At 62.2% G+C, this 13,609-nt stretch carries 16 protein-coding genes; 14 read left to right on the top strand and 2 right to left on the bottom strand.

What is annotated here, in order from left to right:
- Positions 1–23: 23 nt before the first annotated feature.
- From NDO55_RS06195 to nusG, 3 genes are all read left to right on the top strand, one after another.
- Positions 24–1,466, top strand: coding sequence for an ArnT family glycosyltransferase (locus tag NDO55_RS06195; protein WP_252113440.1), 1,443 nt, complete (start codon positions 24–26; stop codon positions 1,464–1,466).
- 154 nt (positions 1,467–1,620) lie between these two features.
- Positions 1,621–1,818 (top strand): preprotein translocase subunit SecE, encoded by a 198-nt coding sequence (gene secE, locus NDO55_RS06200; RefSeq protein WP_252113441.1) that lies wholly within the window; start codon positions 1,621–1,623, stop codon positions 1,816–1,818.
- A gap of 20 nt (positions 1,819–1,838) precedes the next feature.
- The gene (gene nusG, locus NDO55_RS06205) at positions 1,839–2,375 is read left to right on the top strand and encodes a transcription termination/antitermination protein NusG (RefSeq protein ID WP_252113443.1); all 537 of its coding nucleotides are present in this window, start codon (positions 1,839–1,841) and stop codon (positions 2,373–2,375) included.
- Between the two features lie 21 nt (positions 2,376–2,396).
- Here nusG and NDO55_RS06210 read toward each other — a convergent pair whose 3' ends face one another.
- Complete coding sequence (locus NDO55_RS06210; protein ID WP_252113445.1) at positions 2,397–3,551, bottom strand: sensor histidine kinase; 1,155 nt, start codon at positions 3,549–3,551, stop codon at positions 2,397–2,399.
- 251 nt (positions 3,552–3,802) lie between these two features.
- Between NDO55_RS06210 and NDO55_RS06215 the strand changes: the two genes are divergently transcribed.
- The 8 genes from NDO55_RS06215 to rplL all read left to right on the top strand — a co-directional run bounded on the left by NDO55_RS06215 (position 3,803) and on the right by rplL (position 10,889).
- Positions 3,803–5,173 carry a glycosyltransferase family 2 protein gene (locus NDO55_RS06215; protein WP_252113447.1) on the top strand — a complete coding sequence of 457 codons (1,371 nt, stop codon included), beginning with the start codon at positions 3,803–3,805 and terminating at the stop codon, positions 5,171–5,173.
- Entirely contained in the window at positions 5,173–6,069 is an 897-nt protein-coding gene (locus NDO55_RS06220; RefSeq protein ID WP_252113449.1) for a hypothetical protein, read from the top strand. Before NDO55_RS06215 ends, NDO55_RS06220 begins: the two co-directional genes overlap by 1 nt.
- A gap of 163 nt (positions 6,070–6,232) precedes the next feature.
- Positions 6,233–6,664 carry a 50S ribosomal protein L11 gene (gene rplK, locus NDO55_RS06225; protein WP_252113451.1) on the top strand — a complete coding sequence of 144 codons (432 nt, stop codon included), beginning with the start codon at positions 6,233–6,235 and terminating at the stop codon, positions 6,662–6,664.
- 2 nt (positions 6,665–6,666) lie between these two features.
- Entirely contained in the window at positions 6,667–7,365 is a 699-nt protein-coding gene (gene rplA / locus NDO55_RS06230; protein ID WP_252113453.1) for a 50S ribosomal protein L1, read from the top strand.
- Positions 7,366–7,460: 95 nt separating this feature from the next.
- Positions 7,461–9,122, top strand: a complete 1,662-nt coding sequence (locus NDO55_RS06235) for an FAD-dependent oxidoreductase (protein WP_425276882.1) — start codon at positions 7,461–7,463, stop codon at positions 9,120–9,122.
- 33 nt (positions 9,123–9,155) lie between these two features.
- Complete coding sequence (locus NDO55_RS06240; RefSeq protein WP_252113455.1) at positions 9,156–9,689, top strand: YybH family protein; 534 nt, start codon at positions 9,156–9,158, stop codon at positions 9,687–9,689.
- A gap of 261 nt (positions 9,690–9,950) precedes the next feature.
- Complete coding sequence (gene rplJ, locus NDO55_RS06245; protein ID WP_252113457.1) at positions 9,951–10,457, top strand: 50S ribosomal protein L10; 507 nt, start codon at positions 9,951–9,953, stop codon at positions 10,455–10,457.
- Between the two features lie 57 nt (positions 10,458–10,514).
- Positions 10,515–10,889, top strand: coding sequence for a 50S ribosomal protein L7/L12 (gene rplL, locus NDO55_RS06250; protein ID WP_252113459.1), 375 nt, complete (start codon positions 10,515–10,517; stop codon positions 10,887–10,889).
- 66 nt (positions 10,890–10,955) lie between these two features.
- Here rplL and NDO55_RS06255 read toward each other — a convergent pair whose 3' ends face one another.
- Complete coding sequence (locus NDO55_RS06255) at positions 10,956–11,432, bottom strand: DM13 domain-containing protein (RefSeq protein ID WP_252113461.1); 477 nt, start codon at positions 11,430–11,432, stop codon at positions 10,956–10,958.
- Positions 11,433–11,551: 119 nt separating this feature from the next.
- On the opposite strand from NDO55_RS06255, the gene NDO55_RS06260 reads away from it, so the two are divergent.
- The 3 genes from NDO55_RS06260 to NDO55_RS06270 all read left to right on the top strand — a co-directional run bounded on the left by NDO55_RS06260 (position 11,552) and on the right by NDO55_RS06270 (position 13,513).
- The gene (locus tag NDO55_RS06260) at positions 11,552–12,130 is read left to right on the top strand and encodes a sigma-70 family RNA polymerase sigma factor (RefSeq protein ID WP_252113462.1); all 579 of its coding nucleotides are present in this window, start codon (positions 11,552–11,554) and stop codon (positions 12,128–12,130) included.
- Positions 12,127–12,888 (top strand): anti-sigma factor, encoded by a 762-nt coding sequence (locus NDO55_RS06265; protein WP_252113463.1) that lies wholly within the window; start codon positions 12,127–12,129, stop codon positions 12,886–12,888. The genes NDO55_RS06260 and NDO55_RS06265 overlap by 4 nt, the downstream gene beginning before the upstream one ends.
- A gap of 94 nt (positions 12,889–12,982) precedes the next feature.
- Positions 12,983–13,513, top strand: coding sequence for a fasciclin domain-containing protein (locus NDO55_RS06270; protein WP_252113464.1), 531 nt, complete (start codon positions 12,983–12,985; stop codon positions 13,511–13,513).
- Positions 13,514–13,609 lie beyond the last annotated feature (96 nt).

Below are 13,609 nucleotides of genomic sequence, written 5' to 3' on the forward strand. Positions count from 1 at the left end.
GCCGCGTTGGGGGGAATATTTGGATGGAGCAGGCGAAGCGTAGCGCGCCATGGCTGCCGATCCTTGCGATCGTGCTCCTTACGCTCGCCCTTCGTCTTCCCACCGCCAGTTTCACCAGCCTCAGCATCGACGAGAGCGCCTATTCGCTCGTCGCCGCCGAGATCCTGCGCGGCAACTGGCCCTACAGCCACGCCTTCGACCACAAGCCGATCGGTATCTATCTCCATTATGCCGGCGTCATGGCGACCGGGCTGCCGCACCTCATCGCGGTGCGCTTGCTCGCCATTCTCGTCGCCATCGGCTCATCGCTTTTCATCTATGCGATCGCGCGACAGCAGGCTGGCGCCAGCCGCGGCATCGCGACCGGGCTCGGTCTGCTCTACACGCTCGCCTCGATCGGGCTCGAAGGCCAGCCGACCAACACCGAGATCATCGTCAACTTCTATCTGTTTGCCTGGCTCTATGCTTTTGGCTTTCGCGATCAGCGGCCGCTCGCCAGTGCCATCGGCGCGGGCATTGCCGCGGGCATTGCGGTTCAGGTCAACTACCTCGCCGGCCCGGTACTTGCGACGCTCTATCTCGGCGCCTTCATCGCCAATCCTAAACGCGAATTTCGCTGGCTGCTCGTCTCGGGGCTGACCTCGATCGGGACGGCATTGTCGCTGCTCGTGCCGATGCTGCTGGCTGGGACGCTCGGCGAATATTTCGCGATGCAGGCGAGCTTCCTGTCCGTTTACCGCGCGCCGCGCCCGGAATATTGGCTGCGCAAGGATCTCACCGAAATCGCGCAGGTGCTCGCGCTACCGATGCTGCTGTTCCTCGGTCTCCTCGTCTACCGCTTCAAAGAGGTGCCCTTCATTCGCATCCTGCTGCTGGCATTGGGCGCAATCCTGATGGCGAGCAGTTCGGGCTACTTCTTCCCGCATTATTTCCTGCTCTTCTGGGTGCCCTTCTTCTACCTGCTGGCGCGCGCCGTGCCGCTGGGCGAACCCAAGCAGGTGCGCATTGCCTTCATCGCCGCACTGATCACGGTCGAACCCGCCTTCCTCTTCGGCCTCGCCGAGACAGCGAAGGGCGTCGAAGTGACTCGCGACGTGATGGCCGACCGGGCACCCGACGGTGATCGTGGCCAGCGCATGCGCATAGCCTTCGCCGACGAGTTCAACCCCGGCGCAACCTCCTACATCACCTGCGAAAAGCCGGTTCTCTATCATTTGTTCGAGCAGCGCCCGGCGACCCGCTACCCCTTCTACATCCTCCACATGTACCCCTATCTCGAAGGCTTCGACACGCCCGCCCATCTCGCCGAGATTCGCGCCGCGGCGCCCGAACATGTGATGGTCGGAAAACTCTGTCCGACGCAGGAGACCCAATGGGTGCGCGAGGCCTTTGCCGACTATGTCGAGGTGAAGAATGTCGAGGGCACGATCCTCTATCGCCGCCCCGACCTCGTTGCCGCGCGCTGAGGCGCTCCAGCACATCTTGCAAAAGCGGAGCACCGCCGCTACATCGCCATCCCATGCGACATGGGTGGTGAAACGCTCCCCGCACCGGCAGCGACCGGCGGCGGGGGAAATCTCCTACCCGAAAGCCGCGAGACGAGAAGAAGGATCAAGAATAGTGGCCAAGGTATCGCCCGGCGAATTCATCCGTCAGGTCCGCACCGAAACCGCGAAGGTCGTTTGGCCGACGCGCAAGGAAACCGTGCAGACCGCGATCATGGTGATGATCATGACCACCATCCTCGCACTCTTCTTCCTCGGTATCGATTCGATTTTCAGCTCGGTTGTCCAGTTCCTCGTCGGACTGGCCAGCTAAGCCAATAGGGTAGAGATTTCATGTCCCGCTGGTACATCATCCACGCTTATTCGGGTTTTGAAAACAAGGTGAAGGAAGCCATCGAAGCGGAGGCCAAGCGCCTCGGCCTCGAGCAGGGCGTCGAGCGCGTCGAAGTGCCGACCGAAACCGTCACCGAGATCAAGCGCGGCAAGAAGGTCCAGACCGAACGCAAGTTCATGCCGGGCTATGTGCTCGCCAAGCTGACCATGACCGACGACGTCTTCCACCTCGTGAAGAATACGCCCAAGGTCACCGGCTTCCTCGGCCCCAACGGCAAGCCGCAGCCGATCCCCGATGCGCAGGCCAACCGCATGCTCGACACCAAGGACGAGACTGCGGACGCGCCCAAGCAGAAGATTTCGGTCGATTACGAGATCGGCGACAACGTCAAGGTGCTGGACGGCCCGTTCGCCAGCTTCACCGGCATCGTCGAAGAGCTCAATTTCGAGCGCAACATGGTCAAGGTCAGCGTGTCCATCTTCGGCCGCGCCACCCCCGTCGAGCTCGAATTCGACCAGGTCGAACTGGTCAAGTAAACCAGACCGGGCGCGCCGCGCTTAGTCTCCGAAATTTTCATCCACGATACGGGCGGCAAGGGCTTCATCCTTGCTGCCTTTCGTGCCTGCGGCCAGCTCCTCCAGCCCGATCTCGAGGCGATAGACGAAGCGGTCCGCGACGATCTCGCGCGCCGCGCGTCCGCGCAGCATGGTCGGCACGATCCGGGTGAGGAGCTTGGTACCGAATCCGGTCCGCTTCGACCCGAACGCCCGACGCGCTTCGTCGGTCATCATTTCAGCCCAAGTAAGGACGAAAAGCGGTCGCGCATCCGCGCCGCGCTCGATCGTCCATTCGATGTCGATACCCCCCTCATCATCGCCGAGCGCTCCATATTTTTGAGCGTTAGTCGCAAGTTCGTGCAGCGCGAGACCGATCTGCTGCGCGGCTTCCGAACCGATGCGTACTGGCGGCCCTTCGATGCGGATCTTGTCGGGATAGGCAAGGATGGTGGGCTCGAGCTGGCGACGCACGATCTTGTCCAGCAATTCGCTGGTCTCGTCCTCGCCGCGCATCACCGAAGCCGTAGCCCCCGCCAGGGCCTCGACCCGACCGGTGAAGGTGTCGACATATTCGTCGACCGACACGCTGCCGCGAGCACTCTGCCGTGCCAGCGATCCAACGACGGTGAGCAAATTGTTCGAACGATGCACCGCCTCGCGCGCCTGGATGGCGAGGCTGGCATTGGCGGCGGCCAGTTCGGCGGTCCGCTCCTTCACCTTGGCCTCCAGCGTATCGCGCGCTTCGGTCAATTCCGCGTTCACTTCGGCAAGTGCTGCTGGGCTCGGCAAGGCGACCAATTGCGGGATCATGCGAAACAGCACGATCGCGGTCGCCATCGAGACGAGCCCGGTCGCCAATTTGAGCCAGCCGACGATGGGGTAGATGGGCATCCACAAGGTGACGATGCCGAATAGGTGCGTCAGCCCGCACAGCAGGATGAAGGACGCGAACAGAACGACGATGCCACTGAAGGGAATGTCCCTGCGCTTGCGCAACACGGTTAGCAGCGCGAACGGAATGGCCATGTAGGACAGGAAGATGAGCAAGTCGGATCCCGCCCAGAGGACAACCAGCCAAGGCTGCCAGAGCAGGCACATTCCATGCGGCATATAGTCGCCGAATTGGACCATCTGCCGCGCCAACGCTTCACTCATGACACGTCCCCTTTTCGTTCGAATGCGTGCGGCCGCTCTTAGACCGTCGCAGGCCGCGCCGGAAGATCGTTACAGTGGCAAAACTATTGGCGTCTCCGATGATAGGCCGCGCGTGGTTCGCTGTAATCGCAAAATACGATCAATTCGGATCAAACAATTCGCTTTGTTCGAACGGAGATGTCGTATAGGTGCGTGCGACCGTCTCCGTAGAGCATATCCGGAGCGGCTCCGTTTTGTTGGGGTCCTTTGGAATGCAATATGATTCGGACGCGAACCGCGTCTACGTGCGGCGTACGCACAAACGTTTCTATCTCGGTGTCCGCAATAAGTTCCTCGTGGCGCTATTGGGCGCGTTCGTCTGGATGGGCCTGTCCATCTGGTTGGCGCAGCCTTGGGTACGCGATCTCGGCGAACTGACGCACCCCGCCTTCGCCTGCTTCGCGATCGGCTTTATCGCCTTCGTGCCGGGCTTCATGAACGGCTTCCTCATCTTCTCGCTGCTGATGGACAATCGCCCGCCGCGTAGCCCGCTGCGCAAATATCCGGGAATCACGATCCTTATCGCCGCCTATCAGGAGGAGAAAGCGATCGAGAATACCCTCTCGGCTTTTACGCGCAGTAGCTATTTCGGTCCGGTCGAGGTCTTCGTCCTCAACGACGGCTCGCGCGATCGCACTGCCGAAATTGTGCGCGACTTTATCGGCCGCGCCTGCTTGCCACCCAATTACACGATCAAACTGTTCGATTTCGAGCAGAATCGCGGCAAGAGCCACGTCCTCAATGACGGCCTGGCCGCAGCCACCCACGACCTCATCATCACGCTGGACGGCGACTGTACCCTGCGTGAGGGAAGCCTTCGCGCCATCGTCGAGCGATTGATGTCCGATCCCCCGCTGACCCAGGCAATTGCGGGCTGCGTCATGGCGCGCAATCCCGGAGACAGCCTGATCGCGGCGGCGCAGGAATGGGACTATTTCCACGGCATTGCTGCAGTGAAGCGCATGCAGAGCATGTATCACGGTACGCTGGTCGCGCAGGGTGCCTTTTCGCTCTATCGAAAGAAGGCGCTGGAAGCCGTGGGTGGCTGGCCTGAAACGGTTGGCGAGGACATCGTCATCACCTGGGCCATGCTCGAGCGCGGGTGGCGCGTCGGCTATGCCGAGGACGCCATCGTCTTCACCGAAGTGCCGACCACCATCAAGCAATTCGCCTTGCAGCGCCGCCGCTGGTCGCGCGGATTGATGGAAGCTTTTGCGCGCCATAAGAACATGCTCTTTTCGACGCGGCTCACCGGCTTGTTCATCTGGTGGAACCTCATGTTCCTCCCGCTGGACCTGGCCTACACCTTCATTTTCATCCCGGGCATCGTCGCCGCCTTTTTCGGCCATTTCTGGATCGTCGGCCCGCTGACGCTCGCCGTGCTGCCGCTCGCCTTACTGTGGAACGGGGTCATCTTCCGGATCCAGAAGAAGATGTACGGCCGCGAGGGCCTCAAGGTCACCCGCAACCGCCGTGGCTTCCTTTTCTACTGCTTCGTGTACACACTCATCATGCAGCCGGTTTGCGTCTGGGGATATCTCTCCGAACTGCTCGGCCTTCGTAAGAAATGGGGCACGCGCTAATGCGCCTTGCCTTTGCCCTCGCCATCCTGGCGACCCCGCTTCCCGCCTTCGCGCAGGGCAGCGGCCCCGCTGTCGGCGGCACTATCTTCGTCTCGTCGGACGCCGATGGCACCGACATACTCAGGGTCGGCGCCGACTTCGACATCGCCCGATGGAACCGCGAAAAGTATCGCGGAATCCGGGTCGAACGCGCTCACTTTGCGCCCGGCAACAGCGAGGTGGAGGACACCGACCTGCGCGTCTATGCCCGCATCGCCGAACCGGTCGGCGAATGGAAACTGGCCGGAACGGTCGGCACCGATGGCGACGATCTGCTCGGCAGCATCACCGCCGTCCACGACGTCGCGCTGCGCAAGGAATTTTTCCTTGAGCGCGAGATTGTCGAGACGCCCATCGGCCTCACGCAGGGCCTCATGAGCACCTATGGCGGGCTCGCGGTCGATATTCCTGCAGACGATCTCACCAGCTTCACGCTGCTGGGCGGCGTGCAGGCGTTTACCGGCGACAACACGCGCTATCACCTGCGCGCCAATGCGGTACGCGTAGTCGACCCCGACAACGGCATCTCGATCCAACTGCGCGCGCGCTATTTCACCGACACGACCCCACGCGAATATGACTATTACGCGCCGGGCGAATATCTGCAGCTGCTGCCGGTGGTGCAGGTCCAGCGCTTCAACAACGGTTGGCGCTACCGCCTTGCCGGCGGCTGGGGCGCTCTGCGCGACAGCGACGAGGGCTGGCGCCAGTCGCGCTATGCCGAAGCCCGCCTGACGAGCCCCGATCTCGGCGGCTTCAGCATGGAGGCGCAGGCGCTCTATGCCGAGCAGCCGACCTTGCTCGGCGGCGCCTATAGCTATGGCCAGTTCCAGCTGTCCGCGCGCACGGGTTTCTGACCGCACAAACATTTGCAATGGCAGCCACTTGTCGCTATGTGGCCGCCGTTCCATCGAAAGATCGAGCAATTCGCGCGGGAGGCTTCGCTTCGTGCATGCCGCTTGTACCGCTTAACATGAGAGCCGCTTAGCGGTCTCGACAGTGTGAAAGGAATTCTTTGCCATGGCGAAGAAGATTTCGGGCTATATTAAGCTCCAGGTGCCTTCGGGCGTCGCCAACCCCTCCCCGCCGATCGGCCCTGCGCTGGGTCAGCGCGGTGTCAACATCATGGAATTCTGCAAGGCCTTCAACGCCGCCACGCAGGACATGGAAAAGAACATGCCGATCCCGACGACCATCACGGTCTATGCGGATCGCAGCTTCTCGTTCGAGATGAAGACCCCGCCGGCCAGCTTCCTGCTGAAGCGCGCCGCCAAGCTCAAGAAGGGTTCGTCGAACCCGGGCACCGAGAGCGCCGGCACGATCAAGCGCAGCGATGTTGCCAAGATCGCGGAAACCAAGATGAAGGATCTCAACGCCAACGACATCGACGCGGCGACGAAGATCATCGAAGGCTCGGCTCGCGCCATGGGCCTTGAAGTGGTGGAGGGCTAAACATGGTCAAGCTTACCAAGCGCCAGCAGGCATTCGCCGACAAGGTCGACAGCGAAGAGCTGTACTCGATCGACGAAGCGATCAAGCTTCTCAAGGAAACCGCGACCGCCAAGTTTGACGAGACCGTCGAAGTCTCGATGAACCTCGGCGTCGACCCGCGTCACTCGGACCAGATGGTTCGCGGCGTGGTCGCCATGCCCAACGGCACCGGCAAGACCCTCAAGGTCGCCGTGTTCGCCAAGGGTGACAAGGCCGAGGAAGCCGAAAAGGCCGGTGCCGACAAGGTTGGTGCCGAAGATCTCATGGAAGACATGCAGAACGGCAACCTCGACTATGACCGCGTCATCGCGACCCCGGACATGATGGGTGTCGTCGGCCGTCTCGGTAAGGTGCTCGGTCCCAAGGGCCTGATGCCGAACCCGAAGCTCGGCACCGTGACCCCGAACCCGGGCGATGCCGTGAAGGCCGCCAAGGCCGGTGAAGTCCAGTATCGCGCCGAAAAGGCCGGTATCGTCCATGCCGGCATCGGCAAGGCGAGCTTTGACGAGAAGGCCATTCGCGAGAATTTCGACGCGTTCGTGAACGCGATCGTCAAGGCCAAGCCGTCGGGCGCCAAGGGCAAGTATGTCCAGAAGGTCGCCATCAGCTCGACCATGGGCCGCGGCATCCGCATCAACACCAGCGAGGTCGAAGGCGCCTAAGCGCTTTTCGAAACCAGCTTAAGAAAAAGGGGTCGGAGCTCGTCGCTCCGGCCCCTTTTTCGTTTGTGGACGTTTCATCCAGACAGACTGCGGGGATGATGATGGAAAATATCGGTGCCGACCTTGAGGTGATGAAGCGGGTGCCGCTGGCTGACGAACATGTCGCGGCCATTCGCGAGATCGCCGAGGAAGTCGAGTACGAGACGGGGGAAATGGTCGCCGAAGTCGGCGATCCGATGAACCGGTTCGTCTATGTCCTCGATGGCGAGATCGAGGTGGTCGATCCCTATTCCGGTGGCCGTCTCGTCGAAAGCACATTGGGTCCCACCCAGTTCATGGGCGAGCTCGCCTTCCTCAATGCCGGCAGCTACACCCTGCCCATGCGCGCGGCCAAGGCCACGACGACCCTCGAGGCGCCGCGCGAAAAGATGCTCGACCTGATGAGCAAGGTCCCCGAACTGTCCGACCATGTGATCACCGTCTTCTCGGCGCGGCGGCGCAAGCAATTCGAGGATCATCGCAGCTCGATCAAGCTGATCGGCGCGGACAAGGATAGCGCGGTCCAGAATGTCGCGCGCTTCCTCTCGCGCAACCGCATTCCCTTCCAGAATTACGATCTCGACACGTCCGAGGGCGAAGGCCTGCGCCTCTGCAAGATTGCCGAGCATGAGCCGAGCGTCATATTCGCGTCCGACATGGTCATCGACGACCCCACGCCGCGCAAGGTCGCGCGCTTGCTCGGCCTCGACCTCGGCGTGGGCGAACAGGCCGAGGTCGACCTGCTGATCGTGGGCGGCGGTCCAGCAGGCGTCGCCGCGGCGGTCTATGCCGGCGCCGAGGGTCTCTCCGCCATCGCGATCGAGGATACTGCCATTGGCGGCCAGGCTGGCACATCGAGCCGCATCGAGAATTATATGGGCTTCCCAACCGGTATTTCCGGCGCGGATCTCATCTATCGCGGGCAAGTTCAGGCGATGAAGTTCGGCACGCGCTTCGTGATGCCGCGCCGCGTCGTCAAACTCACCCAGCGCGAGGATGGCCGCTTCTGTGCAGAGCTGGACGAGGATGGCGAAATCGTTTGCGCCCATTCCGTCCTTGTTGCCACCGGAGTCCAGTATCGTCGCTTGCCGCTCGACCGCCTGCAGGAACTTGAGGGCGCCGGCATCTATTATGCGGCGACCGAGATGGAAGCGCGCTTCTGCGCCGGCAAGGAAGCCGTCGTCATCGGCGGCGGTAACAGCGCCGGCCAAGCCGCCATGTATTTGTCGCGCCACGCCAAGTGCGTCCATCTCATGATCCGCGGCGACACGCTCGCCGACAGCATGTCGAGCTACCTGCGCGACCGGCTCGAAGCCGACCCCGGCATCCAGATTCATTACAATAGCGAGGTGTGCGGGCTGCATGGCGAAGGGACGCTCGATGCAGTGACGATCAAGGGGCCCGACGGCGAGCGGCGGCAGGATTGCGGCGGTCTCTTCATCATGATCGGCGCCGCGCCCAATACCGAATGGCTCTCCGACCTCGTCGAGCTCGACGAGAAGGGCTTCGTCTTGTGCGGTGCCGATGTCGGCAAGCCGATGTTCGCTGAAACCAGCTGCGACGGCATCTTCGCGGTCGGCGATGTGCGCGCCAGCTCGATCAAGCGTGTCGCCTCTGCCGTGGGCGAAGGCTCGGTCGTCGTCAGCTCGATCTGGAGCCATGTCGCCAAATGCCATGAGAAGATGGGCAACGACCCGCCCGGCAGCATCGACGACTAGACACGCCCCCTCACCCCGCAATAGGTTTCGCCCATGAAACATCTCGCCCCGCTCGCTCTTCTATCCGCCTTGGCGGCCTGTTCGGCGCCCGAAGCGCCCGAGGCTGAGCCTGCTGCTGTCGAGGTCGTCGATGCCGATGCCTGCCTACCGCTCGAGGCAGCCGACAAGGCGGCATTGCGCCAGCTCGACCAGGATTATGGCGCGGCTTGGCTGCTCGAAGGCAGCGAGGCGCAAAGCGAAGCGTTGATGAAGTTGTTCGCCGAGGATGCCGTCATCATCCCGGGCGCGGGCGCAGAACCCTTGGAAGGCCGCGACGCGCTCGAGGACTTCTGGTTCCACGAGGACAGCCCGCCCACCATCGTCAATCATTTCGAGCGCGCGACCGCCTCGATCGAAGGCACGTCCTGCCTCGCTGCCATCACCGGTCGGTCGAGCGCGCAATGGGAATATGAGGGCGAAACGACCGACTATGACGGCAATTACATGATCCTCGCCGCCCAGGCTGCCGACGGCAGCTGGCAGATCGGCCGGATGATCTGGAATTCGCGGCCCGGAGACGACGAGTAAGGCTTGACTCTCAAGGTCAAATCCGTAGGTAGCCCCTCGAAGCCGCCTTCGGGCGGTTTTCTCTGTCCGAGACAGTTGCTGAGGTTCGCCTCTTAATTTGCAGCCTAGACGGGGATGGTAGAGAGACATTCCGGACGGCACTTGCCGTATCCGAACCTGTCGATCCTCAATTCCCAACGGACTTTTCGCTGGTGCTGTCAAAGGCATCGGCAAACGCATGTGCGGCAATGGTGCCGTCATGTGAATGATTGGGAGTATGGCATGGATCGTTCGCAAAAAGCCGATCTGGTTGCCGAGCTGAAAGACGTCTTTGCGGAGACGGGCGTTGTGGTCGTGACCCGGAATAACGGGCTCACGGTGTCGCAGTCGTCCAACCTGCGCAACCAGATGCGTGACGCCGGTGCCCAGTTCAAGGTCGCGAAGAACCGCCTTGCCCTGATCGCCCTCGAGGACAGCCAGTACAAGCCGATCGGCGAACTGCTGAAGGGGCCGACCGCCCTTGCGACCTCGTCCGATCCGGTGGCTGCCGCCAAGGTGGCCGTCAACTTCGCCAAGGAGAACGAACAGTTCGAAATCCTCGGCGGTGCGATGGGCGAGACCGTTCTCGATGTCGACGGGATCAAGGCACTGGCCGAACTGCCCTCGCTCGACGAGCTTCGCGGCAAGATTGTGGGTCTTATCAATGCGCCCGCAACCAAGATCGCGCAGATCTCGAAGGAGCCTGCGGGTCTTCTCGCACGCGTCCTGAGCGCCAAGGCTGCGGCCTGACTTTAGGTTTGGTTCAAAACTCAATTACCGGGCACATTGCCCACATGGAGACTATAAATGGCTGATCTGGAAAAGATTGTTGACCAGCTTTCGGAACTGACCGTTCTCGAAGCTGCCGAGCTTTCGAAAATGCTCGAAGAAAAGTGGGGCGTGAGCGCCTCGGCCGCGGTTGCTGTTGCAGCGCCGGGTGCCGGTGGTGGCGAAGCTGCTGCTGAAGAAAAGGACGAGTTCGACGTGATCCTCACCGGCGACGGTGGCAAGAAGATCAACGTCATCAAGGAAGTCCGTGCGATCACCGGCCTGGGTCTTGGCGAAGCCAAGGCGCTCGTCGAAGGCGCTCCGAAGCCCCTCAAGGAAGGTGCTTCGAAGGACGAAGCCAACGAAATCAAGGAAAAGATCGAAGCCGCTGGCGGCACCGTCGAGCTCAAGTAAGCTCCACGCGATCTTCCGAGATTATCGGAACACGGAAAGGGCGGCCTTCGGGTCGCCCTTTTTGATTCAGCCTTCGCGATACTGGCCGGCAGTGATGAACTCGCCGAAACTTTCGCACCAGATCACCACGGTCGTATATTCCTCAAGATCGATGCCTTCGGGCAGGTCGAGGATGAAACCGTCGAAGCTTCGCACCATGCCAACGCGAAAAGCTTCGTCCTTGACGGCCAAAAACTCGTCCTCATGCTCGACGAAGTCACGCGTGAGATAGACGTAGTAATCGGGCCCGGGTGCCAGCTCGCCCTGATGCGAGATTGCGTCCTCGGTGATGCTGATCTTCCCTTCGCCCCAGTGGAGCCGGTCGCTGCCGCGAAGGTCGCGCGTCAGTTCGGCAGAATAGGTCGCCGCCGCGGCCTGCTCCTCCAGGACTTGGCTCGGCGGTGCGGGCTCGGCGGTCAGGATAGGCAGGAAATAGACCCCTGCGCCAAAGCCGATCGCGATGGCGATCAGGTGGGTCACGATCAATGCGAAGATGCGTACCATTTCAAGAGCCCCTTCATTTGCTGTCGGCCAAGTCTGCTACCAAAGCTGTTCGCCGCCAACCCCCTCTCGGTTACGCTTCCCCTTCCCTTTTTCGCAGCCGCCCCCTAGCGTCCGCGCCTATGAGCCGAGCGCCCCGCCGATCGACCCCTGAGGAACGTGCCGCGCTGGAATCCGCGCTCGTTGCGACGGGCGAAGAGGATCGCTCTGCCTTTTCAACACTTTACCGACTTACGTCCGCGAAGCTTTTTGGCATCTGCTTACGTATCTGTGGAAGCAAGGCTGCTGCGGAGGACGTGATGAGCGATGTCTATCTAACGATCTGGAAGCGTGCGGGCGCCTATCAGCCCGGGCGCGCGAGCCCGATCAGCTGGCTCGCCACCATCGCGCGCAACCGTGCCATCGATTGGCGCCGCGCCGCAGCCAACCGCCCGATGGCGGATATTGACGACGTCGTCGAACCCGCCAGCGACACGCCGGCCGCCGACGACATGATCGCCGAAAGCCAGCGCGATGCAGCGCTGGAGGAATGTTTGCGCGGGCTGGGCGATGACCAGCAGCGTGCGGTGCGTACCGCTTTCTTTGGCGGGCTCACCTATGCCGAGCTTGCCGACAAGGAAGGCATTCCTCTCGGCACGATGAAAAGCAGGATGCGGCGCGCGCTCATTGCGCTCAAATCCTGTATGGAAGGGAAGGAATGAGCGAAAAGGACGATGTAACTGCAGCCGAACTGGCGCTGGGCCTGCTCGAGGGAGACGAGCGGGCGGCGGCGCAACGTCGCGTGCTGTCCGATCCCGAATTTGCTGCCGAAGTCGAAAAGTGGCGCGACCACTTCGCGACGCTCTTCCCGCAAGTGCCGGAAGCCGAACCGCCCGCATCGCTCGAGGCCCGCATCCTGGCGGCCAATGATCCTGTGCCTGCTGCACGCAGCAAGGGCCCGGGTCTCTGGCGCCCCGCCGCAATTGTCGCGAGCCTCGGCCTTGTCGGCCTGACCACCATGACCCTGGTACAGCAGCCCTCCTCCACCGCATACGAGGACGCCGCCGAAATGTCGGTGCCCAGCATGGCGGACGAGCAGGTCACTGCCGAAACCGAAACGATGGCCAATGCCGATCTGGGTACGGAAAGAGCGATCGCAGCCGCGCCGCTGATCGCCAGCTTCACCGTTGCCGGTTTCGACCAGCCCCGGGTCGCGATCTACAATGCCGCTTCCGAAACGCTGACCATGCCGGGCGACATGCCCATCCCTGCCGGTCATAGCGCCCAGCTCTGGGCCGAATTGGATGGCAAAGCGGTGGCGCTTGGCACCTTCGCCGCCGTCGATGGGGGCGTCGCAGCCTCGACCACCCGCGAACTGCCCGCCGGCACCGTGCTGATGATCAGCTTCGAACCCGAGGGCCAGCCGGTCACAAATATTTCGGGCGAAGTCGTGGCCGAAGGTCGTCTCACGACAGTCTGACCCATTTTGGCGGTGAAGCGATCATCCGCCACCCAATCGTCTCCGTAGTTCGTGATGCTCGCCCCAATGGCGCGTCACGAAAAAGGAGACAAAAATGAAGTTCACCAAGACCCTGCTCGCCGCCGCTGCGCTGGCGACCGCCACTGCCGTTCCCGCTAGCGCCGGCCATCATCACAACAGCCAGCCCGACATCGTCGCTGCTGCTGCGTCGAACGACAATTTCGAAACGCTCGTCGCTGCCGTGAAGGCTGCGGGCCTTGTCGAAACGCTGCAGGGCGATGGTCCCTTCACCGTCTTCGCGCCCACCGACCGCGCCTTTGCCAAGCTGCCCGACGGCACCGTCGGCGCGCTAGTCCAGCCCGAAAATCGCGACGCGCTGACCGGTATTCTCACCTATCATGTCGTTGCCGGCGAATTCAAAGCCGCCGACGTGCTCGACCTCGTCCGTCGCCATGGCGGCAGCGCTGCCATCCCCACGGTTCAGGGCGGCGAACTGATCGCCTCGCTGTCGGACGGCGAGCTCATCCTCACCGATGAACAAGGTAACCGTATCGCGGTCACCCAGACCGACCTCGACGTCTCGAACGGCGTCATCCACGTCATTGACGGCGTGCTGATGCCGTAACGCCCCCTAGTCGGCAACCAAGCACGCCACGGGCGGTGCGCGGGTCCCATCCCTCTGGGCCTGTCGCACCGCCCATTTTTTAAGCGGGCGCTAACC

Origin of the sequence: Sphingomicrobium sediminis, from assembly GCF_023805295.1 — a bacterium.
In the GTDB taxonomy this organism is placed as follows: domain Bacteria; phylum Pseudomonadota; class Alphaproteobacteria; order Sphingomonadales; family Sphingomonadaceae; genus Sphingomicrobium; species Sphingomicrobium sediminis.

Excerpts from the sequence above, each read along its gene's own strand:
- NDO55_RS06215 (WP_252113447.1), top strand. The coding sequence starts at position 3,803 with ATGCAATATGATTCGGACGCGAACCGCGTCTACGTGCGGCGTACGCAC.
- NDO55_RS06210 (WP_252113445.1), bottom strand. The coding sequence starts at position 3,551 with ATGAGTGAAGCGTTGGCGCGGCAGATGGTCCAATTCGGCGACTATATG.
- NDO55_RS06255 (WP_252113461.1), bottom strand. The coding sequence starts at position 11,432 with ATGGTACGCATCTTCGCATTGATCGTGACCCACCTGATCGCCATCGCG.
- NDO55_RS06260 (WP_252113462.1), top strand. The coding sequence starts at position 11,552 with ATGAGCCGAGCGCCCCGCCGATCGACCCCTGAGGAACGTGCCGCGCTG.
- rplL (WP_252113459.1), top strand. The coding sequence starts at position 10,515 with ATGGCTGATCTGGAAAAGATTGTTGACCAGCTTTCGGAACTGACCGTT.
- NDO55_RS06235 (WP_425276882.1), top strand. The coding sequence starts at position 7,461 with ATGATGATGGAAAATATCGGTGCCGACCTTGAGGTGATGAAGCGGGTG.
- NDO55_RS06265 (WP_252113463.1), top strand. The coding sequence starts at position 12,127 with ATGAGCGAAAAGGACGATGTAACTGCAGCCGAACTGGCGCTGGGCCTG.
- nusG (WP_252113443.1), top strand. The coding sequence starts at position 1,839 with ATGTCCCGCTGGTACATCATCCACGCTTATTCGGGTTTTGAAAACAAG.
- NDO55_RS06195 (WP_252113440.1), top strand. The coding sequence starts at position 24 with ATGGAGCAGGCGAAGCGTAGCGCGCCATGGCTGCCGATCCTTGCGATC.
- NDO55_RS06220 (WP_252113449.1), top strand. The coding sequence starts at position 5,173 with ATGCGCCTTGCCTTTGCCCTCGCCATCCTGGCGACCCCGCTTCCCGCC.
- rplK (WP_252113451.1), top strand. The coding sequence starts at position 6,233 with ATGGCGAAGAAGATTTCGGGCTATATTAAGCTCCAGGTGCCTTCGGGC.
- NDO55_RS06270 (WP_252113464.1), top strand. The coding sequence starts at position 12,983 with ATGAAGTTCACCAAGACCCTGCTCGCCGCCGCTGCGCTGGCGACCGCC.
- rplA (WP_252113453.1), top strand. The coding sequence starts at position 6,667 with ATGGTCAAGCTTACCAAGCGCCAGCAGGCATTCGCCGACAAGGTCGAC.
- NDO55_RS06240 (WP_252113455.1), top strand. The coding sequence starts at position 9,156 with ATGAAACATCTCGCCCCGCTCGCTCTTCTATCCGCCTTGGCGGCCTGT.
- rplJ (WP_252113457.1), top strand. The coding sequence starts at position 9,951 with ATGGATCGTTCGCAAAAAGCCGATCTGGTTGCCGAGCTGAAAGACGTC.